Here is a 25,124-nt window from a genome sequence, read left to right as displayed (position 1 = left end):
GGCGTCCTCAGGGCGCGACCGGGCGCAGGTCGTAGGATCCCGGATCGGTGTTGACCAGCATCGCGCGATGTTCGGCCGGCGTGAAGGGCCACACCTCGGGCACGCCGTCTTTGTTGAGGTACCAGCTGTCACAGCCGGTGGTCCACACGGTGTTCGGCATCTCGGCGCGCAGCCCCGCGTTGTAGCGCTCGGTCGCCGAGGGCGTCGGCTCGACGGTGTCGAATTCCCCTCGGCGCCAACGCTGGATCCACCGCAGGATGTGCTCGGCCTGCGATTCGGCGACGGTCGTCAGCGCCAGGTTGCCCACCGGGCTGTGCGGCCCCAGCATCATGAAGAAGTTGGGAAAGCCCGGCATCGCGACGGTCTGGTACGCCCGCGGCCCGTCGCGCCAGACGTCGTCGGCGGCGATGCCGTCGCGGCCGACCAGCCGCATCGGCCGGAAGAAGGCGTGGGTGTCGAATCCGGTGGCGAGCACGATGATGTCCGCGTCGTGCAGGGCGCCGTCGTCGGTCACGATGCCGCGCCGCTCCACGTGGTCGATGCCGGCGGTGACCAGGTCGACGTCGTCGCGCTGCATCGCGCGGTAGAAGCCGCCCGACATCACCAGCCGTTTGCACATCGGCGTGTAATCGGGGGTCAGCGCCCGGCGCAGTTGGGGATCGCGGACTTCGCGGAGGCTGGCGCGGCACAGCGCCCCCATGATCTTTCGGCGCACGCCGGGCTTGGTCAGCCCCACCGCGAAGAGGTCGAACACCACGCTGTAGCCGCGGTACGCCAGCCGGTCCAGCCACGGAAATCGGTTGCGGGTGAGGCCGGTGAACCTGGTGTAGCGGGGGTTGGGCAGCTTGAGCACCCATTGGGCCGTGCGCTGGAACAGCATGACCCTGCCCGCCACGCCGGCCAGGCCGCAGACGAGTTGCACGCCCGTCGACCCGTTGCCGACGATCGCGATTCGGCGCCCGGCCAGCTCGACGGAATGGTCCCAGCGCGCCGAGTGAAAGACGTGGCCGCCGAAGTCGTCCAGGCCGGCGATCGACGGCATCCGGGGATGATGCAACACGCCGGTGGCCGTGATCAGGAAGTCCGCCGCGCACTGTTCGCCGGCGGCGGTGCGCAACGACCAGCGGCCGTTCTCGAAACGGGCATCGGTGATTTCGGTGCCGAACCGGATGCGGTCCCGCAGGCCGAACCGGTCCGCGATATTCCGGAAGTAGTCCTGGATTTCGCCGCCGGGCGAGAACAGGTGCGTCCAGTGCGGGTTGGTGGCGAACGTGTACTGATAGACCCGTGACGGTATGTCGCAGGTCAGGCCCGGATAGGTGTTGTCCCGCCAGGTGCCGCCCACCTCGTCGGCCTTCTCGAAGATGGTCACATCGGTAATACCGCTGCGCAGCAACGCAATTGCGACGCACAACCCGGACATGCCGGCCCCGACGACGGCTACGGCGGGATCGCGTCGCGTCATGGCAGAACTCCCGCGGCTCTTGGGCTACTCGGTTTCGGCGCGCTGTTTGAGGCGCTGCAGGGTGAGCCGGATGTGCTCGGTGTTGGCGGCCGTCCGATCGCTCACGCCGGTGGCCTTGCCGGCGACCTTGCGGAACCACCCGGGCCTGCGGTCCCAGGTGCTTTCGGTGACCGCGCATCCGCCGTCGGCCGCGACGATGTCGTACTGCCAGCGCGCGATCGGAAGGATGGTGTGGGTCACGTCGAAGGCGAAGCGGCGGCCCGGTTCCGCGTCGGTGACGGTGCATTTGGTGCTCCAGCGCCGGCCGCCGTTCTCGTTGTGGCCGGTGAAGACCGCGCCGGGCCGCACGGCGTCACCCTTGCGCCATTCCATCGCCACCGCCTCCTCGGCCAGCGAAGCCAGGGTGGGCAGATCGGTGATGAGCCGGTACACCGCGTCGGGGCGGGCATCGATCTGCACGGTGGCCGAAACGCACGGGTCGGTCATCCGCCGATCATAGCCAGCACGCGATGCGATGCACATCGATTGCGGCCCCTGTGAACTTTCTTCACACTTGAGAGGGAATGCGCGAACGAGGGGCGATCATGCGAGTCGGCGTACCGACCGAGACCAAGACGAACGAGTTTCGCGTGGCCATCACCCCCGCCGGTGTCGCCGAGTTGATCCGCCGCGGCCATGACGTGCTCGTCGAGTCCGGGGCAGGCGAGGGCTCCTCGATCACCGACTCCGAGTTCAAGGCGGCGGGCGCCCAACTCGCCGATACCGCCGAACAGGTTTGGGGCGACGCCGACCTGCTGCTCAAGGTGAAAGAACCCGTGCCGGCCGAGTATGAGCTGTTGCGGCGCAACCAGATTCTGTTCACCTATCTGCATCTGGCCGCGTCGCGTGCGTGCACCGACGCGTTGTTGGCGTCCGGAACGACGTCGATCGCCTACGAGACCGTCCAAACCGCCGACGGCACACTGCCGTTGCTGGCGCCGATGAGCGAGGTGGCCGGCCGGCTTTCCGCTCAGGTGGGGGCGTATCACCTGATGCGCACCCACGGCGGGCGCGGCGTGCTGATGGGCGGCGTGCCGGGCGTCAAGCCGGCCGACGTCGTGGTGATCGGGGCGGGCACGGCCGGCTACAACGCGGCCCGCGTCGCCGGCGGCATGGGGGCGATGGTCTCGGTGCTCGACGTCAACATCAACAAGCTCCGGTTGCTCGACGCCGAGTTCGGCGGACAGGTCCGCACCCGCTACTCGTCGGCCTACGACCTGGAGGGCACCGTCAAACGCGCCGACCTGGTGATCGGCGCCGTGCTGCGGCCCGGCGCGAAGGCCCCCAGCCTGGTCTCGAATTCCCTTGTCGCGCAGATGAAACCGGGCGCGGTACTGGTGGACATCTCCATCGACCAGGGTGGCTGCTTCGAGGACTCGCGGCCAACCACACACGACGACCCGACCTTCGTCGTGCACGACACGGTCTTCTACTGCGTGGCCAACATGCCCAGCGCGGTGCCCAAGACGTCGACGGTGGCGCTGACGAACGCGACGATGCCCTATGTGCTCGCGCTCGCCGACCGCGGCTGGCGCGCGGCGTGCCACTCGGATCACGCTCTGGGCAAAGGCCTTTCGACGCACGACGGCGCGTTGCTGTCCGAACAGGTGGCCACCGATCTCGGCCTGCCGTTCACCGACCCCGCCGAGGTGCTGGGTTAGCCCGTGGCCGCGAGGCCGGCGATGATGTCGGCCGCGGGGCCGGCGGTGGCGTGCTTGAATGCCGCCCCGGCCCACAGCGGTATCCCGTTCGGGTCCTCGATGGCGGCGGCGGCTTCCCGGATGGGCGATGTCATCTGGTTGACCTCGGGGTAGCCCAGCGGCGCCACGTGGTCGAGCATGCGGGTGAAGTCGTTTTCCAGGCCGCGCGCATACCGGCCCGAGAATGCCCGCGTCACAACGGTTGTCGCGAACAGCGGGTTTTTCAGGGCGGTGCGATGCGCGGGGTTGGTGCCGGCCTCGTCGGCGAGCAGCAGCGCGGTGCCGACCTGCGCGGCCACCGCCCCCCTGCGCAGGGCGGCCCCGACCTCGTCGGCGGTGCCCAGCCCGCCCGCGGCGATGATCGGGACGTCGTGGGCGTGGCGGATGCGATCGATGAGCTGGTGCAGCGACTCGTTGGCGGGTTCCATGTCGGGCGCGAACGTGCCGCGATGCCCGCCCGCGGCGGGGCCCTGGGCCACCAGGCTGTCCGCGCCGGCCGCGACGGCCACCCCGGCCTCGTAGGCCGAAGTCACCGTGACCATCACCAGCAGGCCCAGCGCGCCGAGGCGCCGGATCACGTCGGGCGGCGGGACACCGAACGTGAACGACACCAGCTCGGGACGGACGTCGGCCACCACCTCGAGCTTCTGCTCCCAGCCGTCGTCGTCGCCGTAATGCGGGTGACCGACCTCCACTTGGTAGTGGTCGGCGATCTCTTCGAGTTCCGCCGCGTAGTAGTCCAGGGCCACCCAGTCGGCCACACTGGGCTGGGGCACAAACAGATTCACCCCCAGCGGGCCGGTGGTGGCCTTGCGCGCGGCGGCGATGTCGTCGGCGAACTGCTCGGCGCTGAGGTACCCGCCGGCGACGAAGCCGAGCCCGCCGGCGTTGGACACCGCCGCGGCCAACGCGGGAGTCCCGGGCCCGCCGGCCATCGGGGCACCCACGATGGGCACCACGATGTCCCAGAAGCCCAGTACCATTCGGCTAGTCCGCCGACGGCGAGCGCCGAGGGGGCGCGAGTGAGGAGGCGGACATTCGAGCTAGCCTACCATCGCCCGAAGTTGTTGGGGCAGTGACCGTTTGGCCGCATAGGGGCCGAGAACCGCGGCGCCGTAGCGCTGCCCGAGCAGCTTGCGGGCGACGGCGTTGACCTCCTCGACGGTCACCTGGTCGATTTGGCGCAGGGTGTGCTCGATGCTGCGGTGTTTGCCGTAGTTGAGCTCGCTGCGGCCCAGGCGGCTCATCCGCGAGCCGGAGTCTTCCAGGCCGAGGACCAGGCCGCCGCGCAGCGAGCCCTTGGCGATCCGGCATTCCGACTCGGTGATGCCGTCGCGGGCCACGGAGTCGAGGACCGTGCTGGTGACGGCCATGACTTCGGCGAAGCGTTCGGGCTGGCAGGCCGCGTACACGGACAGCGCGCCGCTGTCGGCGAAGATGTCCACCGTCGAGTACACCGAGTAGGCCAGCCCGCGCAGCTCACGGACCTCTTGGAACAGCCGAGAGCTCAGGCCGCCGCCCAGCGCGGTGTTGAGCACCGACAGCGCCCAGCGGTGCTGCCAGCCGCGGCCGGGCGTGCGCACACCCAGCGACACGTGCGTCTGCTCGGCGTCCCGATTGCCCAGCGTCAGCCCGGGGCGGCCGGTGACCCGCCCCGCGCCCTTGCGCGGCGCGATGGGTCCCCGGCCACGGACCAGGCGCGGGCCGAAGTGCTTGCGCACCAGCGCGACCACCTCGCCGTGGTCGACGTTGCCGGCCACCGCCACCACCATGCGTTCGGGCGTGTAGCGCCGGACGTGAAACGAGTGCAGCTGGCTGCGCGTCATCGACGTCACCGACGGCGCGGTGCCGATGACGGGCCGGCCCACCGGGTGGTCGCCGAACAGCGCGCCCAGGAACATGTCCCCGAGCGCGTCCTCGGGGTCGTCGTCGCGCATCGCGATCTCCTCGAGGACCACGTCGCGTTCCAGCTCGACATCCTCGGCGGCGCAGCGGCCGTTGAGCACCACGTCGGCGACCAGGTCGACGGCCAGCGCCAGGTCGGTGTCGAGCACATGCGCGTAGTAGCAGGTGTGCTCCTTGGCGGTGAACGCGTTCAGCTCCCCCCCGACGGCGTCCATCGCCTGGGCGATGTCCACCGCGGTACGGCTGGGGGTCGACTTGAACAGCAGGTGCTCGAGGAAGTGGGCCGCGCCGGCGACGGTGGCACCCTCGTCGCGCGAGCCGACGCCGACCCAGACCCCGACCGAGGCGGATCGCACCGCGGGCAGGTACTCGGTGACCACCCGCAAGCCGCCGGGCAGCGTGGTGCGGCGCAGTGCGGCTTGCGGTTCGGTGTCCGCCGCGGCCGTGTGGTTGCCCCGCCGCAGCGCGGGGTCAGCTGCTCGCTTTGCCGAATCAGCTCGTGGCATCGGCAGGGGCGGCCGCCGGGGCATCGGCGGGGGCCGAGGCGTCGTCCTCCACCAGCACCAGCGAAATCTTGCCGCGCTTGTCGATGTCGGCGATTTCGACGCGCAGCTTGTCGCCGACGTTCACCACGTCCTCGACCTTCGCGATGCGCTTGCCCTTGCCGAGCTTGGAGATGTGCACCAGGCCGTCGCGACCGGGCAGCAGCGACACGAACGCACCGAAATCCGTTGTCTTGACCACGGTTCCGAGGAAACGTTCGCCGACCGTCGGCAGCTGCGGGTTCGCGATGGCGTTGATCCGGTCGATCGCGGCCTGCGCCGAGGGCCCGTCGGTGGCGCCGACGAACACGGTGCCGTCGTCCTCGATGGAGATCTGCGCGCCGGTCTCCTCGGTGATGCCGTTGATGACCTTGCCCTTGGGGCCGATGACCTCACCGATCTTGTCCACCGGAACCTTGATGGTGGTGACCCGCGGGGCATACGGGCTCATCTCGTCGGGCGCGTCGATGGCCTCGGCCATGACCTCGAGGATCGTCACGCGCGCATCCTTGGCCTGGCCCAGCGCGCCCGCCAGGACCTGCGACGGGATGCCGTCGAGCTTGGTGTCCAGCTGCAGCGCGGTGACGAAGTCCTTGGTGCCGGCACACTTGAAGTCCATGTCGCCGAACGCGTCCTCGGCGCCGAGGATGTCGGTCAGCGTGACGAACCGGCGCTCGGTGCGCCCGTCGATCTCGACGTCGTCGGAAACCAGGCCCATCGCGATGCCGGCCACCGGCGCCTTCAGCGGCACACCGGCGTTCAGCAGCGACAGGGTGGACGCACAGACCGACCCCATCGACGTGGAGCCGTTGGAACCCAGCGCCTCGGAGACCTGGCGGATGGCGTACGGGAACTCCTCGACGCCCGGCAGCACCGGGATCAGGGCCCGCTCGGCGAGCGCGCCATGCCCGATCTCACGCCGCTTGGGCGAACCCACGCGGCCGGTCTCGCCGGTGGAGAACGGCGGGAAGTTGTAGTGGTGCATGTAGCGTTTCGAGGTTTCCGGCCCCAACGAGTCGATCTGCTGGGCCATCTTGACCATGTCGAGCGTGGTGACCCCCAGGATCTGGGTCTCACCGCGCTGGAACAGCGCGCTGCCGTGCGCGCGGGGCACCACGGCGACCTCGGCAGACAGGGCGCGGATGTCGGTGATGCCGCGGCCGTCGATGCGGAAGTGGTCGGTGAGGATGCGCTGGCGCACCAGTTTCTTGGTCAGCGAGCGGAACGCGGCGCTGACCTCTTTCTCGCGGCCCTCGTACGTCTCGGCTAGGCGCGCGAGCACCTCGGCCTTGAGCTCGTCGGTGCGCGCGTCGCGCTCGGCCTTACCGCCGATGGTCAGCGCCTTGGCCAGCTCGTCGGTGGCCACCGAGGCGACCGAGTAGTAGACGTCTTCCTGGTAGTCCGGGAACGTCGGGAACTCGCCGACCGGCTTGGCGGCCGACCCGGCCAGCTCCTCCTGCGCGGTGCACAGGGCGGCGATGAACGGCTTGGCGGCCTCGAGTCCTTCGGCCACAACGGTTTCCGTCGGCGCCTGGGCGCCGCCCTCGACGAGCTCGATGACGTTCTCGGTGGCCTCGGCCTCGACCATCATGATCGCGACGTCACCATCCACCTTGCGGCCCGCCACCACCATGTCGAACACGGCCCGCTCGAGTTGCTCGACGGTCGGGAACGCCACCCACTGGCCGTCGATCAGCGCGACCCGCACGCCCCCGATCGGACCCGAGAACGGCAGCCCGCTCAGCTGGGTGGAGGCCGACGCGGCGTTGATCGCCAGCACGTCGTACAGGTCGTTGGGGTCCAGGCTCATGACCGTGACCACGACCTGGATCTCGTTGCGCAACCCGGAGACGAACGACGGGCGCAGCGGCCGGTCGATGAGCCGGCAGGTCAGGATCGCGTCCGTGGAGGGACGGCCCTCGCGACGGAAGAACGAACCGGGGATGCGACCGGCGGCATACATCCGCTCCTCGACGTCGACGGTCAGCGGGAAGAAGTCGAAGTGCTCCTTGGGGCTCTTGCTGGCGGTGGTCGCCGACAAGAGCATGTTTTCGTCATCCAGGTACGCGACCACGGACCCGGCGGCCTGTTGGGCCAGCCGGCCGGTCTCGAAACGGATGGTGCGGGTGCCGAAGCTCCCGTTGTCGATGGTGGCGGTCGCCTCGAACACGCCCTCTTCAATTTCAGCGACAGACATGGACGTCCGTACGGCCTCTCTTATTCGGCTGTTTCGCGTAGTCACGCGCAACCTGGAGAGGGTCCGCAGGACCCGTGCGGGCCTGCGAGTCACCCTGGGAGCTAATCCCGAAGAGCCAGTCTGAATGCGGCTACGGCCATCGATCGAAGCGGCCGAGAAGCCCCAGATCCGGAGAGCCCGGCAGCCACTACCGAAGACCGCCCGATGCAGACTGGGCTGCTCCCTCGAAGGTGCGTAGTGACACGCTGGAACGGCGCACGCGGATCTGCGTGACCGCACCGTTGCTCGGGCCGAACCGGCCCAGAACGTCCTTACTCTACACGGGCGACCCCGCCCCGCCAGCATCGCGCGGGATCAGGCGGGCGTCATCGGCCCGTCGTTGAGGGCGTCAGCGACGCAGGCCGAGGCGCTCGACCAGCGAGCGGTACCGCGCCACGTCGATCTGGGCGACGTACTTGAGCAGCCGGCGCCGGCGCCCGACCAGCAGCAGCAGCCCGCGCCGCGAGTGGTGGTCGTGCTTGTGCACCTTCAGGTGCTCGGTCAGGTCGGCGATCCGCTTGGTCAGCAGCGCGACCTGGGCCTCCGGGGACCCGGTGTCGGTGTCATGCAGGCCGTAGGTGCCCAGGATTTCTTTTTTCTGCTCGGCAGTCAGCGCCACGAACTATCTCCATCAATCGGTCCGCGAAAGGTAAATGGTGCAGGCGCGGCCACCGCGAACCGCAGCACGCGCCGATGTCGTCCGGCAGTTTAGCAGCGCTGGGACCGCCGGGCACAAACGCGGCGGCTCATCAACCCGAGGACAGCAGCGCCCGCGCCCGGTCGGTGTCCTTGCCCATCGCGACGACGAGTTCGTCGATGGAGTCGAACTTGTGCTGTCCGCGGATGCGGGCGACGAAATCGAGGGCGACGTACTGTCCGTACAGGTCGGCGTCGGTGTCCAGGACGAACGCCTCGACGGTGCGGGTGCGTCCGGAGAAGGTGGGGTTGGTGCCGACGGACACCGCCGCCTGATAGCGCTCGCCGGGGACGATCTCCCCGGGGGCCCCCGCCCCGCGACCGTGGCCGAGCAGGGTGAACCACGCCGCGTACACGCCGTCGGCCGGGATGGCCGAATACATCGGCGGCGCCACGTTCGCGGTCGGGAAGCCCAGTTCGGCGCCGCGGCCGTGACCGCGCACCACCACGCCCTCGACCCGGTGCGGGCGGCCCAACGCTTCGGTGGCCGCGACCACGTCGCCGGCGTCCACGCAGGACCGGATGTAGGTGGACGAGAACGTGACGGTCTCGTTGCTGTGGTGTTCGGACAGCAGCGACATCGACTCGACGGCGAACCCGAAGCGATCGCCGGCGCGCCGCAGGGTCTCGACGTTCCCGGTCGCCTTCTTGCCGAAGGTGAAGTTCTCCCCCACGACGACCTCGACCACGTGCAGGTTCTCCACCAGCAGCTCGTGCACGTAGCGGTCCGGCGTGAGCTTCATGAAGTCGGTGGTGAACGGCATCACCAGGAAGACGTCGATGCCCAGCTCCTCGACCAGCTCGGCGCGCCGCGTCAGCGTCGTCAACTGCGCCGGATGGCTGCCGGGATAGACCACTTCCATCGGGTGCGGGTCGAACGTCATCAACACCGTCGGCACGCTGCGCGCCCGCCCCGCCTTCACCGCGTGCGCGATCAGCTCCGCGTGGCCGCGATGCACGCCATCGAACACACCGATGGTGAGCACACACCTGCCCCAGTCCGTGGGAATCTCGTCTTGGCCGCGCCACCGCTGCACGACCGCAAGCCTACGGCGCCGAGTGCCCGGCCGGGAGATCGGAGGGCGCAACACCCGCCGGGGTGGCGGGGAACACGCCGGATCCGGACGGGGTTGCCTAAACTTTGTCGTTGTGAGTGCTGACGAAGAGCGTGGCGGTCTCACCGCGGTCGGCCAGGACTACCTCAAGGCGATCTGGAATGCCCAGGAGTGGTCCCCCGACAAGGTCAGCACCAAGATGCTGGCCGAGAAGATCGGGGTGTCGGCCAGCACGGCCTCGGAGTCGATCCGCAAACTCGCCGAGCAGGGCCTGGTCGACCACGAGAAGTACGGCGCGGTGACCTTGACCGCGGCCGGGCGGCGGGCGGCGCTCGAGATGGTGCGCCGGCACCGGCTGCTGGAGACGTTCCTGGTCAACGAGCTCGGCTACGCCTGGGACGAGGTGCACGACGAGGCGGAGGTGCTCGAGCACGCGGTGTCTGATCGCCTCGTGGCCCGCATCGACGCCAAGCTGGGATTCCCGCAGCGCGACCCGCACGGCGACCCCATCCCGGCGTCCGACGGGCAGGTGCCCACCCCGCCGGCGCGCCAGCTGTGGGCGTGCGGCGACGGGGACGCCGGGACGGTGGCCCGCATCTCCGACGCCGACCCCGAGATGCTGCGCTACTTCACCGACGTCGGCATCAACCTCGACTCCCGGCTGCGGGTCCTGACCCGCCGCGAATTCGCCGGCATGATCTCGGTGGCGATCGAATCCGGCGACGGCGCCGAGACGACCGTCGACCTGGGCAGCCCGGCGGCGCGGGCGATCTGGGTGACGGCCTGAGGGTTTCGGGTTCGCGAACGTAACGTGGCTGCGATGATCGGCGACGATTTTCGCAGTGCGGTTACGCTCGCGAAGCTCAGTCGGCCAGTAATCCCTTGGCGATGTGGGTGACCTGCACCTCGTTGCTGCCGGCGTAGATCATCAGCGACTTGGCGTCGCGGGCCAGCTGCTCCACCCGGTACTCGGCCATATAGCCGTTGCCGCCGAACAGTTGCACGGCCTCCATCGCCACCTCGGTCGCCGCCTCCGACGAGTACAGCTTGATCGCCGATGCCTCGGCCAGCGTCAGCGGTTTACCGGACTGCTGGCGCTCGATGGTGTGAAAGACCATGTTCTGCACGTTCATTCGCGCGATTTCCATCTTGGCCAGCTTGAGCTGGATCAGCTGGAACTGCCCGATGTTCTTGCCCCACAGCGTGCGGCTCTTGGCGTAATCGACGCACAGCCGGTGGCATTCGTCGATGATGCCCAAGGCCATCATCGCGATCCCGATCCGCTCGGCGGCGAAGTTGGCGCGGGCGCTGTCGCGGCCGTCGCCGTCGATGTGCTGTTCGCTCTCGCCGAGCAGCCGGTCCGGGCTCAGCCGCACGTTGTCGAAGAACAGCTCACCGGTCGGCGAGGACATCATGCCCATCTTCTTGAACGGCTTGCCCTGCGTCAGGCCCGGCATGCCCGCATCGAGCACGAAAACCAGCACCGGCCGGTTGCGCTTGTCGACCTTCTTGTCCGGGGAGCCGTCGCCGTCGTCGAGCTTCGCGTACACGACCAGGACGTCGGCGTAGGGCCCGTTGGTGATGAACGTCTTCTGCCCGTTGAGGATGTAATCCGCGCCGTCGCGTTTGACGTAGGTCTTCATGCCGCCGAACGCGTCCGAGCCCGAGTCCGGCTCGGTGATCGCCCACGCCGCAATCTTTTCCAGCGTCATCAGCTCGGGCAGCCAGCGCTCCTTCTGGGCCAGCGTGCCGCGGCTCATGATGGTCGCCGCACCCAGACCGAGGCTCACCGAGGCCGTGCTCAGCAACCCGATGCTGACCCGGGCGATCTCGGAGACCAGCACCGCGATCATCGATCCCTGGGCGCCACCGCCGAAACCGCCTGCGTCGTCCGGCTTTTCGTCGGGCTCCTCAGCCGCGGGCGTGCCGTCGAGCTTGGAACGTTCGGAGTCCAGCATCTTCTTGACCGACTCGGCGGCCATCGCGTCGAGGCCGAACTGGCTGAACAGCTTGCGCGCGATCGGATAGGGCGACATTGCGCCGCTTTCCAATTCATCGAGGTGCGGCCGGATCTCCTTGTCGACGAACTGCCGAACGGCATCCCGGACCATCAGGTCGGTGTCGGACCACTCGATCATGATGTCCTTAGCGTTCGGCGCGCTGATAGGCGGTGACGACGGCGGCGCCGCCCAGCCCGATGTTGTGTTGCAGTGCGGCACTGACGCCCTCGACCTGACGTTTGTCGGCCGCGCCCCGCAGCTGCCAGGTCAGTTCCGCGCACTGCGCCAGCCCGGTCGCGCCCAGCGGGTGGCCCTTGGAGATCAGGCCGCCCGAGGGGTTGACCACCCAGCGACCGCCGTAGGTGGTGTCGCCGTTGTCGATCAGCTTGGGCGCCTCACCCGGCCCGCACAGGCCCAGGGCTTCGTAGAGCAGCAGCTCGTTGGCCGAGAAGCAGTCGTGCAGTTCGATCACCTGGAAGTCTTGCGGCCCCAGCCCGGACTGGTCGTAGACCTGTTGTGCGGCTTGCACATTCATGTCATAGCCGATGAGGTTCTTGGCGCTTCCGTCGAACGTCGAGGCGAAGTCGGTGGTCATGGCCTGTCCGACGATCTCGACGGCCTGGCCCGCCAGCCCGTGGCTGTCGACGAAGCTTTCCGAGGCCAGGATCGCCGCGCCCGACCCGTCGGAGGTCGGCGAACACTGCAGCTTGGTCAGCGGGTCGGAGATCATCCGCGCCGCCAGGACGTCTTCCAGCGTGTAGGACTCCTGGAACTGGGCGAACGGGTTGTTCACGGAGTGCTTGTGATTCTTGTAGCCGATCTTGGCGAAATGCTCTGCGGTGGAGCCGTATTGCTTCATGTGCTCGCGGCCGGCGGCGCCGAACATCCACGGCGCGACGGGCATCGCGAACTCGTCGATCTCGGCCATCGCCTTGACGTGTTTGGCCATCGGCGATTCGCGGTCCTGGGCCCCGCCGCCCAGCGAACCGGGCTGCATCTTCTCGAAACCCAGCGCGATCGCGCAGTCGACGATGCCACCGCGGATCGCCTGCGCGGCCAGGAAAAGCGCCGTCGAGCCGGTGGAGCAGTTGTTGTTGACGTTGACGACCGGGATGCCGGTCATGCCGAGCTCATAGAGAGCGCGCTGCCCGGACGTCGAATCACCGGCGACGTAGCCGACGTAGCCCTGCTGCACCTCGTGGTAGGCGATGCCGGCGTCCGCCAAGGCGTTGGTTCCCGATTCGCGCGCCATGTCCGGGTAGTCCCAGCCCTCGCGGCGACCCGGCTTCTCGAATTTCGTCATGCCGACGCCGACGACATAAACCTTGTTAGAGATCTTGTTAGACATCATCGTCCCTTCCGCAGCGTGGGCCGCCTAGACCATCAGTGTGCAACGTGGCCCAACCAACCGCTCGGCCGGGACCCGCTAGAGCGTCGCCTCAGAGCGTCGCCGGGCGGATCACCACCACCGACTTGGTCCGCGCACCCTCGTCGCGCAGCAGCGCCATCACCCGGCCATCGGGGTCACACGCGGCATAGACGCCGTCGAGGCCGGCCGACGGCAGGGACCGGCCGTTGGCGGCGGCGTCGGCCTCATCGGCGGAAAGGTCGCGGCGCGGGAAGATCAGCAGGCAGGCCTCGTCCAGGCTGTAGCTCAGCCGCGGGCGTTCCGCCAGCTCGTCGAGCGCATGCGCCTGGTCCAGCCCGAAGCGCCCGACGCGGGTGCGCCGCAACGCCGTCAGGTGCCCGCCCACCCCCAGCGCGGCGCCCAGATCGCGCGCCAGCGCTCGAATGTAGGTTCCCGACGAGCAGTCGACCTCGACGTCGACATCGGTGACGTCCAGGCCCTGCGGTCCGGGGCGAACGCCGCACACCTCGAACCGGTCGATGCGCACCGGGCGGGCCTCGAGCTCGACGGCCTGGCCCTCGCGGGCCAACCGGTAGGCGCGCTTGCCGCCCACCTTGATCGCGCTGACGGTCGACGGCACCTGCGCGATGTCACCGCGCAGGCCACCGACGGCGGCCTCGATCGCCTCGCCGGCCAGGTCCCCCGCCGCGACGCTGTGCAGGAATTCGCCCTCGGCGTCGTCGGTCGACGTGCTCTGGCCCAGGCGGATGGTGGCCGCGTACGACTTCGACGAGGCCGTCAGCAGGCCGAGGATCTTGGTGGCGCGCTCGACGCCGATCACCAGCACGCCGGTGGCCATCGGGTCCAGCGTGCCGGCGTGCCCCACCCGGCGGGTGGAAAAGATCCGGCGGCAGCGGCCCACCACGTCGTGGCTGGTCATTCCGGCCGGCTTGTCGACGACGACGATGCCCGCACCGCTCATAACACGATGGCGGTCAACACCAGCCCGCGCTCGACCGACCAACGGCCCGCCAGCTCCGTCAGCGGTGGACCGGACAGCGCCGTCGGATCGATCAGGATCCGCGAGACGAACCCGCCCGTCGCCGCGCCCGGGCCGTCGGACTCGAACGTGATGTGGGCGTCCTCGAAGCCCAGCCACCTCTTGGTCAGCGGGAACCACGCCTTGTACGTCGCCTCCTTGGCGCAGAACAGGATTCGGTCCCAATGTAGTTCGCCCGACAGGTTGGCGGGGATCTCGGTGCGTTCGGCCGGCAGGCTGATCGCGTTGAGCACCCCGTCGGGCAGCACGTCGTGCGGCTCGGCGTCGATGCCCACCGAGCGCAGCGCGCCGGTGCGGCCCACCACCGCGCCGCGGTAGCCGGCGCAATGGGTGAGGCTGCCGACCACGCCGTCGGGCCAGCAGGGTTCTCCCTTCTCGCCCTTGAGGATCGGCACCGGCGGCAGGCCGAGCTCGCCCAGCGCGATCCGGGCGCAGTGCCGGACGGTGATGAACTCGTTGCGCCGCTTGACCACCGATTTCGCGATCAACGGCTCCTCTTCGGGCAGCGGGACGAGATCGGGCGGATCGGAATACGTCTCCGAGTAGGCCAGGCCATCCGTGGCCGGCAAGACGGAGGACACCAGCGTGTGCTCCCCCGTCATCGTGATTGCCGCTGCCGCAACCGTTCCCGGAACTGCGTGGCCTGCTGCCGCATCTCGGGGGTGATCTCGAAATGGCCGCCGAAGTCGTTGAGGTCGCCCGGCGCGTACTGGGGATCCGGCAGCACCTGGCGCAGCCAGCTGGGCGGCTTGCGGCGCCGCCATTCCCGCGGATAGCCCACGGAAACCTCCTCGAAGCGCACGTCGTCGTACCAGGTGGTGCGCGGGATGTGCAGGTGACCGTAGACCGAACAGACCGCGTTGTAGCGGGTGTGCCAGTCGGCGGTCTTGGTGGTTCCGCACCACAGCGAGAACTCCGGGTAGAACAGCGCGTCGCAGGGATCGCGGACCAACGGGAAATGGTTGACCAGGACGGTCGGTGTCATCCAGTCCAGCTGTTCGAGGCGGGCGCGGGTGATCTCCAGGCGCTCGCGGCACCAGGCCTCGCGGGTGGGGTACGGCTCCGAGGAGAGCAGGAACTCGTCGGTGGCCACGACGTTGCGGTCGCGCGCGATGGTCAGGCCCTCGGCTTTGCTCGTGGCCCCCTCGGGCAAGAAGCTGTAGTCGTAGAGCAGGAACATCGGCACGATCGTGGCCGGGCCGCCGCGCTCGGTCCAGACCGGGAACGGGTGCTCGGGCGTGATCACGCCCATCTCGTCGCACATGTTGACCAGGTAGTCGTAGCGGGCCTTGCCGAAGATCTGCACGGGGTCGCGGGTGGTGGTCCACAGCTCGTGGTTGCCCGGAACCCAGATCACCTTGGCGAACCGCCGTCGTAGCAGGTCGAGGGCCCAACGGATCTCGTCGGTGCGCTCGGCGACGTCGCCGGCGACGATCAGCCAGTCGTCCGGCGACGAGGGATGCAGCGATTCGGTGACCGGCTTGTTGCCGAGGTGACCGGTGTGCAGGTCGGACACCGCCCACAGCGTCGGTTGCCCACCGTTGGTCGAGTCCTGCCCCGATCTATGCCCAGCCACGAATAACCACCCTAACGACCCGAGCCGGGCGAGCCGCTTTCGCGCCCGGCGGCCGGGCGAACTAGAACAAGTTCACCTTTGCCTGTGACGTCACGCGCGCGACTTGTACACTCCCCCGAAAGGACCGCTGCGGCGTCAAGGGGGTGTCGTGTTCGCCAATGTTCGTCTGATGGGCGCGCTGGGTGCGCTGCTCACAGCGGCCATCGGGGGCACGGTGGGCCTGCTGACCGCCCCGCAGACTCCGGGCGGCGGCGATCGCCCCGTCGAACTGCGCTCGACCGCGCAGCCGATGGAAACCACCATGAAGAGCCCCATCGTGGCGACGACCGACCCGCGCCCGTTCGACGCGTGCGAGGACATCCCGTTCGATGTGATCCAGCGGCTCGGGCTGGGATTCACACCGCCCGAACACGAGGACGGCCTGCGCTGCCATTTCGACGCGGGCAACTACCAGGTCGCCGTCGAGCCGATCATCTGGCGCACCTACGAGGCATCGCTGCCCGCCGACGCCGTCGAGACGACGATCGCGGGTCACCGCGCCGCCCAGTACTGGGTGCTCAAGCCGACCTATCACAACAGCTACTGGTTCTACTCCTGCATGGTCGCGTTCAAGACCAGCTACGGGGTGCTGCAGCAGGCGCTGTACTACTCCACCGTCTACTCCGACCCCGAGGTCGATTGCATGCAGACCAACCTGCAGCGCGCCAACGACCTCGCGCCGTACTACAAGTTCTAGGGTGAGCACCACCTCGATCGGACCCGCGCAGCCGGCCCTGCGCACCCTGAACCACCTGGGCGCCAAGGCCCTCGGCCGTGTGCTCGGTCTGCCGCCGGCGACCACCGACTACACCGTGGAGCGCGTGCGCGTGCCGATGCGCGACGGGATCGAACTGGTGGCCGACCATTACACGCCCACCACCACCGCGGCCGTCGGCACCCTGCTGGTCCGCGGCCCCTACGGACGCGGGTTTCCGTTCACCCTGATATTCGGCGCCCTGTATGCCGCGCGCGGCTATCACGTGGTGCTGCAGAGCGTGCGCGGGACGTTCGGCTCGGGTGGGGTTTTCGAGCCGATGGCCAACGAGGTGGCCGACGGCGCCGACACCGTCGCGTGGCTGCGCGAGCAGCCGTGGTTCACCGGCCGCTTCGCCACCATAGGCATGTCGTACCTGGGATTCACCCAGTGGGCGTTGCTGCAAGATCCCCCGCCGGAACTGGCCACCGCCGTGATCGTGGTGGGCCCGCACGACTTCCACGAATCAACTTGGGGTACAGGCGCTTTCGCGGTCAACGACTTCCTGGGCTGGAGCGACATGGTGGCGCACCAGGAGGACCCGGTGCGCGCCCGCACCGCGCTGCGCCAGTTGCAGAGCCGCCGCAAAGTGTCGCGGGCCGCGGCCGCGGCCCCACTGGGCGACGCCGCGCGTGCCCTGCTCGGCACGGGCGCCCCGTGGTTCGAATCCTGGGTCGAACACCGCGATCCCGGCGATCCGTTCTGGGATGCGTTGCGGTGCAACGAGGCGCTGGACCGCGTGCAGGTGCCCGTGCTGCTGGTCGGCGGCTGGCAAGACATCTTCATCAGGCAGACGCTGCGGCAGTACGCGCATCTGCACGGCCGGGGAGCCGACGTCGCGCTCACCGTCGGCCCGTGGACGCACACCCAGCTGCTCACCAGCGGGCTGGCCACCGTCACGCAGGAGTCACTGGATTGGCTGGGCACCCACCTGGGCGACGCCCCCGCCGCGCGCCGGCCCAGCCCGGTCCGGGTCTACGTCACCGGCGTGGACCGGGGCCAAGCCTGGCGCAGCCTGTCCGAGTGGCCGCCCGCCACCAACGAGCGCGCGCTGTACCTGCGGCCCGGCGGCTACCTGGGCGAGACCGCGCCGGCGCTGAAAGGTCTGTCGCCGGCCACATTTCGCTACGACCCGGCAGATCCGACGCCCACCACCGGCGGCCCGCTGCTGTCCCCGAGCGGTGGTTACCGCGACGACAGCCGGCTCGCGTCGCGTGCCGATGTGCTGGCGTTCACCAGCGCAGCCCTCACCGAGGACCTGTACGCCTACGGGACCCCGGTCATCGAGCTCGCGCACGGCGCCGACAATCCACACGTCGACCTGTTCGTGCGGGTGAGCGAGGTCGATCCCAAGGGCCGGTCGCGCAACGTCAGCGAGGCCTACCGCCGGTTGCGCACCGCGGCGAAGACGAAGTCGGAGAAGATCGTTCGCCTCGAGCTCGACGGCACGGCCCACCGCTTCCGCGCGGGCTCACGCATCCGGGTGCTGATCGCCGGCAGTTGGTCCCCGCGCTACGCGCACAACCTCGGCGGCGACGAACCGGTGCTGACCGCGCGGCACGCCACGCCGGTCACCCACAGCGTGCGCTACGGACGCTCCCGGCTGGTGTTGCCCGTCGGCCCGGCCGAATTGTCAGCCAACGGCGTCGCGGACGCGGGTGGCGACCGCGCCTAGCGCGCGATCGTCGTGCACCGGCGCCGCCAGCGGTGCGTGCACCGGCAGCTCCACCCAGCTCTTGCAGCCGGCGTAGTCCGGGGTCCGCGCGATGCGCACCGGCTGGGCCAACGGAATCACCGACACCACCAGCACGGCCAGTTTGTGCTTGGGGCGAAAATCGAGCCGGTCGGCGCGCACCGACTCGGGCGTCCAGATGTGCAGGTCCTCGATGGAGGAAAGACCGTCCGGCCGGTTAACCGGCACCGCCGCAACCACTTTCGCGGCGGCGCGGATCACCAGCTCGTCGTCGGTGCTGTCGGCGGCGGCGGGGGCCAGGAGGTCTTGATGCTCGGCGCGCACCCGCTCGGCGTGGCTGTGCGCGACCGTCGGGAACAACAGGAATTCGCGGGCGGCCAGTTCGAATCGCTTCTCCCCGATGCCGCCCTTGCGCAGCAGCACCCGCTGGCGCCCGTCGAGCAGAGCGTGGACGGCGGCGCTCCACTCTTTGAGCGCGGGCATCGTGGTGGTCACCGTCATGTCGCGCCGGCCAGCCGGGCCACCACCTCGGGCCGGCGCAGCGGCGGAACCGTCTTGGGCGGCTGGCGCCGCGGCGCCAGCCTCCCGAGCAGCCGCGTCGTCGTCTCGGTGACCTCGGCGACCGCCTCCTCGAACGCCTCGGCATTGACCGCCGAGGGGTGGGTGATGCCGCTGACTTTGCGCACGTACTGGCGGGCCGCCGCCGCGATTTCCTCGGCGGTGGCCGCCGGCTGTAGGCCGCGCAGTTCGGTGATGTTCCGGCACATGACCCCAACGATAAGCGCCGCCCCGCGGTACCGCCTCTGGTCGCCGCCGACGACTGGCTACGGTGGCACTCATGACCGACGAGATCCTGCTGATCGACACCGAGGAACGGGTGCGCACCCTGACCCTGAACCGACCGCAATCGCGCAACGCGCTGTCCTCGGCGTTGCGGGACCGCTTTTTCGGTGCGCTGGCCGACGCCGAAACCGACGACGACGTGGACGTCGTCATCGTCACCGGCGCCGACCCGGTGTTCTGCGCGGGACTGGATCTCAAGGAGCTGGGCGGTTCCTCGGCGCTTCCGGACATCTCGCCGCGGTGGCCGGCGATGAGCAAGCCGGTGATCGGCGCGATCAACGGCGCCGCGGTGACCGGCGGGCTGGAGCTGGCCCTGTACTGCGACATCCTGATCGCCTCGGAGAACGCCCGCTTCGCCGACACGCACGCCCGGGTGGGCCTGCTGCCCACGTGGGGGCTGAGCGTGCGGCTACCGCAGAAGGTGGGCGTCGGCCTGGCCCGGCGAATGAGCATGACCGGCGACTACCTGTCCGCCGCCGACGCGCTGCGCGCCGGCCTGGTGACCGAGGTGGTGCCCCACGAGCAACTGCTGGGTGCCGCCCGCCAGGTCGCGGCGTCGATCGTCGGGAACAACCAGGACGCGGTGCGGGCGCTGCTGGCGTCCTATCACCGCATCGACGACGCGCAGACCGGCGCCGGGCTCTGGCAGGAGGCGATGGCGGCCCGGCAATTCCGGACCAGCGGCGACGACATCGCCGCCAACCGCGAGGCCGTGCTGCAACGCGGCCGGGCCCAGGTCCGCTGACCGGGCGGTCCGTTCCGGCCGGTTGCGGCCACGCAATACGATCGGATGATGCACGCGGTCGTCGGAATCAGCAGGGCGCTCGCCGGACTGACGGTGGCGGCATCGGCGATCGTGGTCGGTGCGCCGCCCGCGGCCGCGCAGCCACCACCGAATTTCCCCAATCTCGACGGCTTCACCGCCGTCCCGGCCGACGGCTACCAAAGCACCGGGCCCGCGGGCACCTCGCCGCGGATCAGCTTTTCGACCCCGTTCGCGGTGGTCTGTGACTTCTACGGCGGGCCGGCGCCCGCGCCGCCACCCTCGCAGGGCATCAAGTGCAAGGGCGACATGTCCGGCATGGACGACGTCCCCATCCCGGGCGGCCGCCCGCGGCCGGGCGATTGCGTGGTGGGTTCGGTCGACTTCAAGGGCCCCGGCTACCAATTGAGCCGCATGTCCTACAGCGGATGCGACGGCAACCCACCCGCGCTGCCCACGGGCGCCAAACTGTTGGCCGCGGGCCAGAAGTTGACCTACCTCAACGTCACCTGCGCGGTGGGCGCCGACAACATGGTCGCCTGCCTCGACACCACCAGCGGCGATCACGGATTCGTCGTGCAGCGCTCGGGCAGCTGGGCGTTCTAGCGACCGGCCGTCGCCCAGCGACCCGAGATCGCCCGGGCGCCAACGAAGATCAGGCGCAGCAGCACGAACGTGGTCAGTCCCGACCAGATGCCCGCGAGACCCCAGTCGAACACCAGCGACAGCCAGATCAACGGCAGGAAGCCGACCAGCGCGCTGATCACGGTGGCGGTGCGCATGAACGCGGCATCCCCCGCACCCAGCAGCACGCCGTCCAGCGCGAAAACTATTCCGGCAAAGGGTAATTGAGCCACCAGGAACCACCACGGCACCCGGATCGCGGCCAGCACCGAATGGTCATCGGTGAACAGCTCGGGCAGCGCGGAAAACCCGACCGTGAACACCGCGGCCAGCAGCGCGGCGGCCGCCGTCGACCACAGCGTGACCCGCCACGCCACCGATTTGGCGTGCGCGGGGTGACCGGCGCCCAGCGCGGCGCCCACCAGCGCCTGCGCCGCTATCGCCAACGAATCCAGAACCAGCGCAAGGAATTCCCACAGCTGCAGCACCACTTGATGCGCGGCCAGCGCCGACGCGCCGAATCGGGCGGCGACCGCGCCGGCCGAGACGAAGCAGGCCTGGAAAGCCAGCGTTCGCACCACCAGGTCGCGACCCATCACGAGTTGGGCTCGCAGCACGGCGCGGTCCAGCCGCACCGGTGCCCGCTCGGCGAGCAGCGCGCGTACGAACAGCACCGCGGCCAGCCACTGGCCCGCCAGATTGGCGACGGCCGATCCGGCCAGCCCCAGGCGCGGCAACCCCAGCCAGCCGTAGACCAACAGCGGGCACAGCAGCGCCGAAAGCCCAAAGCCGGCAACCACATAACGTAGCGGGCGGACGGTGTCCTGCACACCGCGCAGCCATCCGTTCCCGGCCAGCGACACCAGAATGGCCGGGGCGCCGAAGATCGCGATCCGCAGCCAAGGCAGCGCCGCGCCGGCGATCGCCTCGCCCCCCACTTTGCCGCCGGCGATGGCCGATACCAGCGGTTGCGCCGCGGCCTGCACCACGATCACGACGAGCGCGCCCAGCCCCAGCGCCAACCACGTGGCCTGCACGCCCTCGGCCACCGCCGAGGCCCGGTGCCCGGCGCCGAAGTGCCGGGCCGAGCGTGCCGTCGTGCCGTAGGACAAAAAGGTCAGGTCCGAACCCACCAGGCTGAGCAGCAGCCCGCCGATGGCCAGCCCGGCCAGGCTCAGGGCGCCGAGCCGCCCGACGACCGCCGTGTCGAACAGCAGATAGAGCGGTTCGGCCGCCAGCACGCCCAGCGCGGGCAGCGCCAAACCGGCGATCTGACGGCCCCCGGCCCCGGGTCGATCCCCGTCAATCACCCCAGCGCGGTGCGCAACGCCACGACGGCGTCGTCGATCGAGCCGGTGGTCGAGTAGCCGGCCGCCAGCCGGTGCCCGCCGCCGCCGAACGCGGACGCGACCGTCGCCAGGTCCACCTCGGCCTTGGCCCGCATCGACACCGACCACTGCCCCGGCGCGATCTCCTTGAAGACGGCGGCCACCTCGGCCTGCTGCGTGGTCCGCACGATGTCGACGATGCTTTCGACTTCCTCCGGGCGCGAACCGCTCCAATCCTGGTGGCAGACAACCGCGTACACCAGTCCCCGGCCGCCGGCCGCGCCCGGCAGCAACTTGGCCGACCCCAGCACACGCGACAGCAGCGGCAGCCAGCCGAACGGATGGGTGTCCATCAGGGTCCGGCTGATCGCGGCGTTGTCCACGCCGGCGTCGACCAGCCGGGCGGCCAGGCGAAGGGCGCGCGCGCTGGCCCAGCGGAACGATCCGGTGTCGGTCGTCAGGCCGGCGTAAATGCAGTGCGCGACGTCGGGATCGATGGGCTTGCCCCACGCGTCGAGGATGTCGGCGATCATCATCGTGGTCGAATCCGCGGCCACGTCAACGAAATTGGCGGTGCCGAACACGTCGTTGGAGGCGTGGTGGTCGATCACCAACACCTCGGCGCCCGACACGGCCAGGTCGCCCAACGCGCCCAGCCGCTTGACGCTCGGAACGTCAACGGTGACAACGAGATCGACGTCGCGACGCATCTCGTCCGGGCTGACCAGCAGCTGGCGGCCCGGCAGCGACGCCAGCGATTCCGGCAGACCGGCCGGCTCGGCGAAGCTGACCTCGACCCGCTTGCCGCACTTGTCGAGCACCAAACCCAGCGCCAGCCCGGCGCCGATGGTGTCGGCGTCGGGATGCACGTGGGCGATCACCGCGACGGTGTCGGCGTCCGACAGGAGTTCGACGGCGGCCGGCGCGTCGACGCGTGCTCCCACCCCGGCCAGTTCAGTATTCGCGTTGGTCGCCGTCACCGATGCTCCCGTCGAGGCCGGGCTCGACGCCCGATCCGCTATCCCGGTATGGATCGGCCTCCCCAGCCGGCTTGGCGCCCGAACGAACCCGCGCCAGATCAGCGTCCGCGGCGCGGGCCCGCGCCAGCAACTCGTCCATCCGCTGCACGTTGTCCGACGTGGTGTCGCGGGTGAACGTGAGGGTGGGTGTGAAGCGCACGCCGGTGCCCGCCCCGACCATCGTGCGCAGCGCGCCCTTGGCCCGCTCCAGCGCCGCCGCGGCGGCGGCGTAGTCCGGCTCGTCGTCCAGCGTGCGTCCCATCACCGTGTAGAACACCGTCGCGTCATGCAGGTCGGCGGTCACCTTCGCGTCCACGATGGTGACCCCGTCGAGCCCGGGGTCCTTGATCTCGAACTCGATCGCCGAGGCGACGATCGTGTTGATCCGCTTGGCCAGGCGGCGGGCCCGGGCCGGGTCAGCCATGCCGGGTCACGACCGTTCCTTTTCCACCAGCTCGTAGGACTCGATGATGTCGCCTTCCTTGATGTCGGAATAGCCCAGCGTCATACCGCATTCGAAGCCCTCGCGGACCTCGGTCACATCATCCTTTTCGCGCCGCAGCGAGTTGATCGTGAGGTTCTCGGTGACCACCACGTTGTCGCGCAGCAACCGGGCCTTGGCGTTGCGGCGCACGATGCCGCTGCTGATCATGCAGCCCGCGATGATGCCGACCTTGGAGGACCGGAAGATCGCCCGGATCTCCGCGCGACCCAGCGTGTTCTCCTCGTAGATCGGCTTGAGCATGCCGCGCAGGGCCTTCTCGATCTCGTCGATCGCCTGGTAGATCACCGAGTAGTAGCGGATCTCCACGCCCTCGCGGTTGGCCAGCTCGGTGGCCTTGCCCTCCGCACGCACGTTGAAGCCGATGATCACCGCATCCGAGGCCGACGCCAGGTTGACGTTGGTCTCGGTGATGCCACCGACACCGCGGTCGATGACGCGCAGCGCCACCTCGTCGTCGATCTGGATGCCCATCAGGGCCTCTTCGAGCGCCTCGACCGTACCGGCGTTGTCGCCCTTGAGGATCAGGTTCAGCTGGCTGGTTTCCTTCAGCGCCGAGTCCAGGTCCTCCAGGCTGATCCGCTTGCGCGAGCGCGCCGCCAGCGCGTTGCGCTTGCGGGCGCTGCGCTTGTCGGCGATCTGGCGGGCGATGCGGTCTTCGTCGACGACCAGCAGGTTGTCACCGGCGCCGGGCACCGACGTGAAGCCGATGACCTGCACGGGCCGCGACGGCAGCGCCTCTTCGACGTCGTCGCCGTGCTCGTCGACCATGCGCCGCACCCGGCCGTATGCGTCGCCGGCGACGACCGAGTCGCCCACGCGCAGCGTGCCGCGCTGCACCAGGACGGTCGCGACCGGCCCGCGGCCGCGGTCCAGGTGCGCCTCGATCGCCACACCCTGGGCCTCCATGTCGGGGTTGGCCCGCAGGTCCAGGGCGGCGTCCGCGGTCAGCAGAACCGCCTCGAGCAGCGCATCGATGTTGGTGCCCTGCTTGGCGGAGATGTCGACGAACATCGTCTCGCCACCGAAATCCTCTGCCACCAAACCGTATTCGGTGAGCTGGCCGCGGATCTTGGCCGGGTCAGCGCCCTCCACGTCGATCTTGTTGACCGCCACCACAATGGGCACGTCGGCCGCCTGCGCGTGGTTGATGGCCTCCACCGTCTGCGGCATGACGCCGTCGTCGGCGGCGACCACCAGGATCGCGATGTCGGTGGCCTTGGCACCGCGCGCACGCATGGCGGTGAACGCCTCGTGACCCGGGGTGTCGATGAAGGTGATCGGCCGCTCGGCGCCGTCGTGCTCGACGGACACCTGGTAGGCACCGATGTGCTGGGTGATGCCACCCGCCTCGGCCTCACGCACGTTGGCCTTGCGGATGGTGTCCAACAGCCGGGTTTTACCGTGGTCGACGTGACCCATCACGGTCACCACCGGCGGGCGGGTCTGCAGGTCTTCCTCGCCGCCCTCGTCCTCGCCGTAGGTCAGGTCGAAGGACTCGAGCAGTTCGCGGTCCTCGTCCTCCGGGCTGACGACCTGGACGACGTAGTTCATCTCGCTGCCCAGCAACTCGAGCGTCTCGTCGCCCACCGATTGGGTGGCCGTCACCATCTCGCCGAGGTTGAACAGCGCCTGCACCAGTGAGGCCGGGTTGGCGTTGATCTTGTCGGCGAAGTCGGAGAGCGATGCGCCGCGCGCCAGCCGGATCGTCTCGCCGTTGCCGTGCGGCAACCGCACGCCGCCGACGACCGGCGCCTGCATGTTCTCGTACTCGGCGCGCTTCGCCCGCTTCGACTTGCGGCCACGCCGGGGCGCGCCACCGGGACGGCCGAACGCGCCGGCCGCACCGCCGCGCTGTCCGGGGCGGCCACCGCCACCACCGGGGCGACCGCGGAAACCGCCGCCACCGCCGGGCGGGGCGCCGACTCCACCGCCGC

General features: G+C 69.6%; 24 protein-coding genes. 6 read left to right on the top strand and 18 right to left on the bottom strand.

Features of this window, described 5'->3' with window-relative positions:
• Window positions 1–7 precede the first annotated feature (7 nt).
• Together JF781_RS10705 and JF781_RS10700 are read right to left on the bottom strand one after the other, a co-directional pair.
• Window positions 8–1,465, bottom strand: a complete 1,458-nt coding sequence (locus tag JF781_RS10705) for an NAD(P)/FAD-dependent oxidoreductase (protein ID WP_225327625.1) — start codon at window positions 1,463–1,465, stop codon at window positions 8–10.
• Between the two features lie 24 nt (window positions 1,466–1,489).
• Complete coding sequence (locus tag JF781_RS10700; protein ID WP_225327624.1) at window positions 1,490–1,951, bottom strand: SRPBCC family protein; 462 nt, start codon at window positions 1,949–1,951, stop codon at window positions 1,490–1,492.
• Between the two features lie 98 nt (window positions 1,952–2,049).
• On the opposite strand from JF781_RS10700, the gene ald reads away from it, so the two are divergent.
• Entirely contained in the window at window positions 2,050–3,165 is a 1,116-nt protein-coding gene (gene ald / locus JF781_RS10695) for an alanine dehydrogenase (RefSeq protein ID WP_225327623.1), read from the top strand.
• On the opposite strand, the gene JF781_RS10690 is transcribed toward ald, so the two are convergent.
• The 5 genes from JF781_RS10690 to JF781_RS10670 form a co-directional block, all read right to left on the bottom strand.
• Window positions 3,162–4,187, bottom strand: a complete 1,026-nt coding sequence (locus JF781_RS10690; protein WP_225327622.1) for a nitronate monooxygenase — start codon at window positions 4,185–4,187, stop codon at window positions 3,162–3,164. The two genes, ald and JF781_RS10690, sit on opposite strands and share 4 nt — an antisense overlap.
• Window positions 4,188–4,247: 60 nt before the next feature.
• Window positions 4,248–5,615 carry a pitrilysin family protein gene (locus tag JF781_RS10685; RefSeq protein WP_225327621.1) on the bottom strand — a complete coding sequence of 456 codons (1,368 nt, stop codon included), beginning with the start codon at window positions 5,613–5,615 and terminating at the stop codon, window positions 4,248–4,250.
• The gene (locus tag JF781_RS10680; RefSeq protein ID WP_225327620.1) at window positions 5,602–7,848 is read right to left on the bottom strand and encodes a polyribonucleotide nucleotidyltransferase; all 2,247 of its coding nucleotides are present in this window, start codon (window positions 7,846–7,848) and stop codon (window positions 5,602–5,604) included. The genes JF781_RS10685 and JF781_RS10680 overlap by 14 nt, the downstream gene beginning before the upstream one ends.
• Before the next feature lie 388 nt (window positions 7,849–8,236).
• Complete coding sequence (gene rpsO / locus JF781_RS10675; RefSeq protein ID WP_066950523.1) at window positions 8,237–8,506, bottom strand: 30S ribosomal protein S15; 270 nt, start codon at window positions 8,504–8,506, stop codon at window positions 8,237–8,239.
• Window positions 8,507–8,636: 130 nt separating this feature from the next.
• Window positions 8,637–9,620: a bifunctional riboflavin kinase/FAD synthetase gene (locus JF781_RS10670; RefSeq protein ID WP_225327619.1), complete on the bottom strand. Its 984-nt coding sequence runs from the start codon at window positions 9,618–9,620 to the stop codon at window positions 8,637–8,639.
• 112 nt (window positions 9,621–9,732) lie between these two features.
• Here JF781_RS10670 and mntR point away from each other — a divergent pair, with 112 nt between their 5' ends.
• Window positions 9,733–10,425, top strand: a complete 693-nt coding sequence (gene mntR, locus JF781_RS10665; RefSeq protein WP_225327618.1) for a manganese-binding transcriptional regulator MntR — start codon at window positions 9,733–9,735, stop codon at window positions 10,423–10,425.
• Between the two features lie 76 nt (window positions 10,426–10,501).
• Here the strand turns inward: mntR and JF781_RS10660 are convergent, their stop codons facing one another.
• The 5 genes from JF781_RS10660 to JF781_RS10640 form a co-directional block, all read right to left on the bottom strand.
• A complete protein-coding gene (locus tag JF781_RS10660; RefSeq protein WP_225327617.1) occupies window positions 10,502–11,776 on the bottom strand; it encodes an acyl-CoA dehydrogenase family protein in 1,275 nt (424 codons plus the stop codon).
• 7 nt (window positions 11,777–11,783) lie between these two features.
• Complete coding sequence (locus tag JF781_RS10655) at window positions 11,784–12,986, bottom strand: lipid-transfer protein (protein WP_225327616.1); 1,203 nt, start codon at window positions 12,984–12,986, stop codon at window positions 11,784–11,786.
• A 91-nt stretch (window positions 12,987–13,077) separates the two neighbouring features.
• The gene (truB, locus tag JF781_RS10650) at window positions 13,078–13,968 is read right to left on the bottom strand and encodes a tRNA pseudouridine(55) synthase TruB (protein ID WP_225327615.1); all 891 of its coding nucleotides are present in this window, start codon (window positions 13,966–13,968) and stop codon (window positions 13,078–13,080) included.
• Window positions 13,965–14,648, bottom strand: a complete 684-nt coding sequence (locus tag JF781_RS10645; protein WP_225327614.1) for a 4'-phosphopantetheinyl transferase — start codon at window positions 14,646–14,648, stop codon at window positions 13,965–13,967. The genes truB and JF781_RS10645 overlap by 4 nt, the downstream gene beginning before the upstream one ends.
• Window positions 14,645–15,622 (bottom strand): metallophosphoesterase, encoded by a 978-nt coding sequence (locus tag JF781_RS10640; RefSeq protein WP_225327613.1) that lies wholly within the window; start codon window positions 15,620–15,622, stop codon window positions 14,645–14,647. Before JF781_RS10640 ends, JF781_RS10645 begins: the two co-directional genes overlap by 4 nt.
• Before the next feature lie 148 nt (window positions 15,623–15,770).
• On the opposite strand from JF781_RS10640, the gene JF781_RS10635 reads away from it, so the two are divergent.
• Together JF781_RS10635 and JF781_RS10630 are read left to right on the top strand one after the other, a co-directional pair.
• On the top strand, window positions 15,771–16,358 hold the full coding sequence (locus tag JF781_RS10635; protein WP_225327612.1) for a DUF3558 domain-containing protein: 588 nt from the start codon (window positions 15,771–15,773) through the stop codon (window positions 16,356–16,358).
• A gap of 1 nt (window position 16,359) precedes the next feature.
• Window positions 16,360–18,090 (top strand): CocE/NonD family hydrolase, encoded by a 1,731-nt coding sequence (locus JF781_RS10630; RefSeq protein ID WP_225327611.1) that lies wholly within the window; start codon window positions 16,360–16,362, stop codon window positions 18,088–18,090.
• On the opposite strand, the gene JF781_RS10625 is transcribed toward JF781_RS10630, so the two are convergent.
• On the bottom strand, window positions 18,049–18,609 hold the full coding sequence (locus JF781_RS10625; RefSeq protein WP_225327610.1) for a DUF1802 family protein: 561 nt from the start codon (window positions 18,607–18,609) through the stop codon (window positions 18,049–18,051). The genes JF781_RS10630 and JF781_RS10625 overlap by 42 nt on opposite strands.
• Window positions 18,606–18,875, bottom strand: a complete 270-nt coding sequence (locus JF781_RS10620; RefSeq protein ID WP_225327609.1) for a DUF2277 family protein — start codon at window positions 18,873–18,875, stop codon at window positions 18,606–18,608. Before JF781_RS10620 ends, JF781_RS10625 begins: the two co-directional genes overlap by 4 nt.
• Before the next feature lie 71 nt (window positions 18,876–18,946).
• Here JF781_RS10620 and JF781_RS10615 point away from each other — a divergent pair, with 71 nt between their 5' ends.
• Window positions 18,947–19,696, top strand: a complete 750-nt coding sequence (locus JF781_RS10615; protein ID WP_225327608.1) for an enoyl-CoA hydratase — start codon at window positions 18,947–18,949, stop codon at window positions 19,694–19,696.
• 48 nt (window positions 19,697–19,744) lie between these two features.
• Window positions 19,745–20,320, top strand: a complete 576-nt coding sequence (locus JF781_RS10610; RefSeq protein WP_225327607.1) for a hypothetical protein — start codon at window positions 19,745–19,747, stop codon at window positions 20,318–20,320.
• Here the strand turns inward: JF781_RS10610 and JF781_RS10605 are convergent.
• The 4 genes from JF781_RS10605 to infB all read right to left on the bottom strand — a co-directional run.
• Complete coding sequence (locus JF781_RS10605) at window positions 20,317–21,645, bottom strand: MATE family efflux transporter (protein ID WP_225327703.1); 1,329 nt, start codon at window positions 21,643–21,645, stop codon at window positions 20,317–20,319. The genes JF781_RS10610 and JF781_RS10605 overlap by 4 nt on opposite strands.
• Window positions 21,645–22,646, bottom strand: coding sequence for a bifunctional oligoribonuclease/PAP phosphatase NrnA (locus tag JF781_RS10600; protein ID WP_225327606.1), 1,002 nt, complete (start codon window positions 22,644–22,646; stop codon window positions 21,645–21,647). The genes JF781_RS10605 and JF781_RS10600 overlap by 1 nt, the downstream gene beginning before the upstream one ends.
• Complete coding sequence (gene rbfA, locus JF781_RS10595; protein WP_225327605.1) at window positions 22,621–23,109, bottom strand: 30S ribosome-binding factor RbfA; 489 nt, start codon at window positions 23,107–23,109, stop codon at window positions 22,621–22,623. The genes JF781_RS10600 and rbfA overlap by 26 nt, the downstream gene beginning before the upstream one ends.
• Window positions 23,110–23,115: 6 nt before the next feature.
• A partial coding sequence (infB, locus tag JF781_RS10590; RefSeq protein WP_225341165.1) for a translation initiation factor IF-2 occupies window positions 23,116–25,124 on the bottom strand: 2,009 nt, incomplete at its 5' end.

Source organism: Mycobacterium sp. WUMAC-067 (assembly GCF_020217485.1).
Taxonomy (GTDB): domain Bacteria; phylum Actinomycetota; class Actinomycetes; order Mycobacteriales; family Mycobacteriaceae; genus Mycobacterium.
The sequence above is the reverse complement of the archived record's forward strand: the minus strand, read 5'-3'. Positions and strand labels throughout refer to the sequence as shown.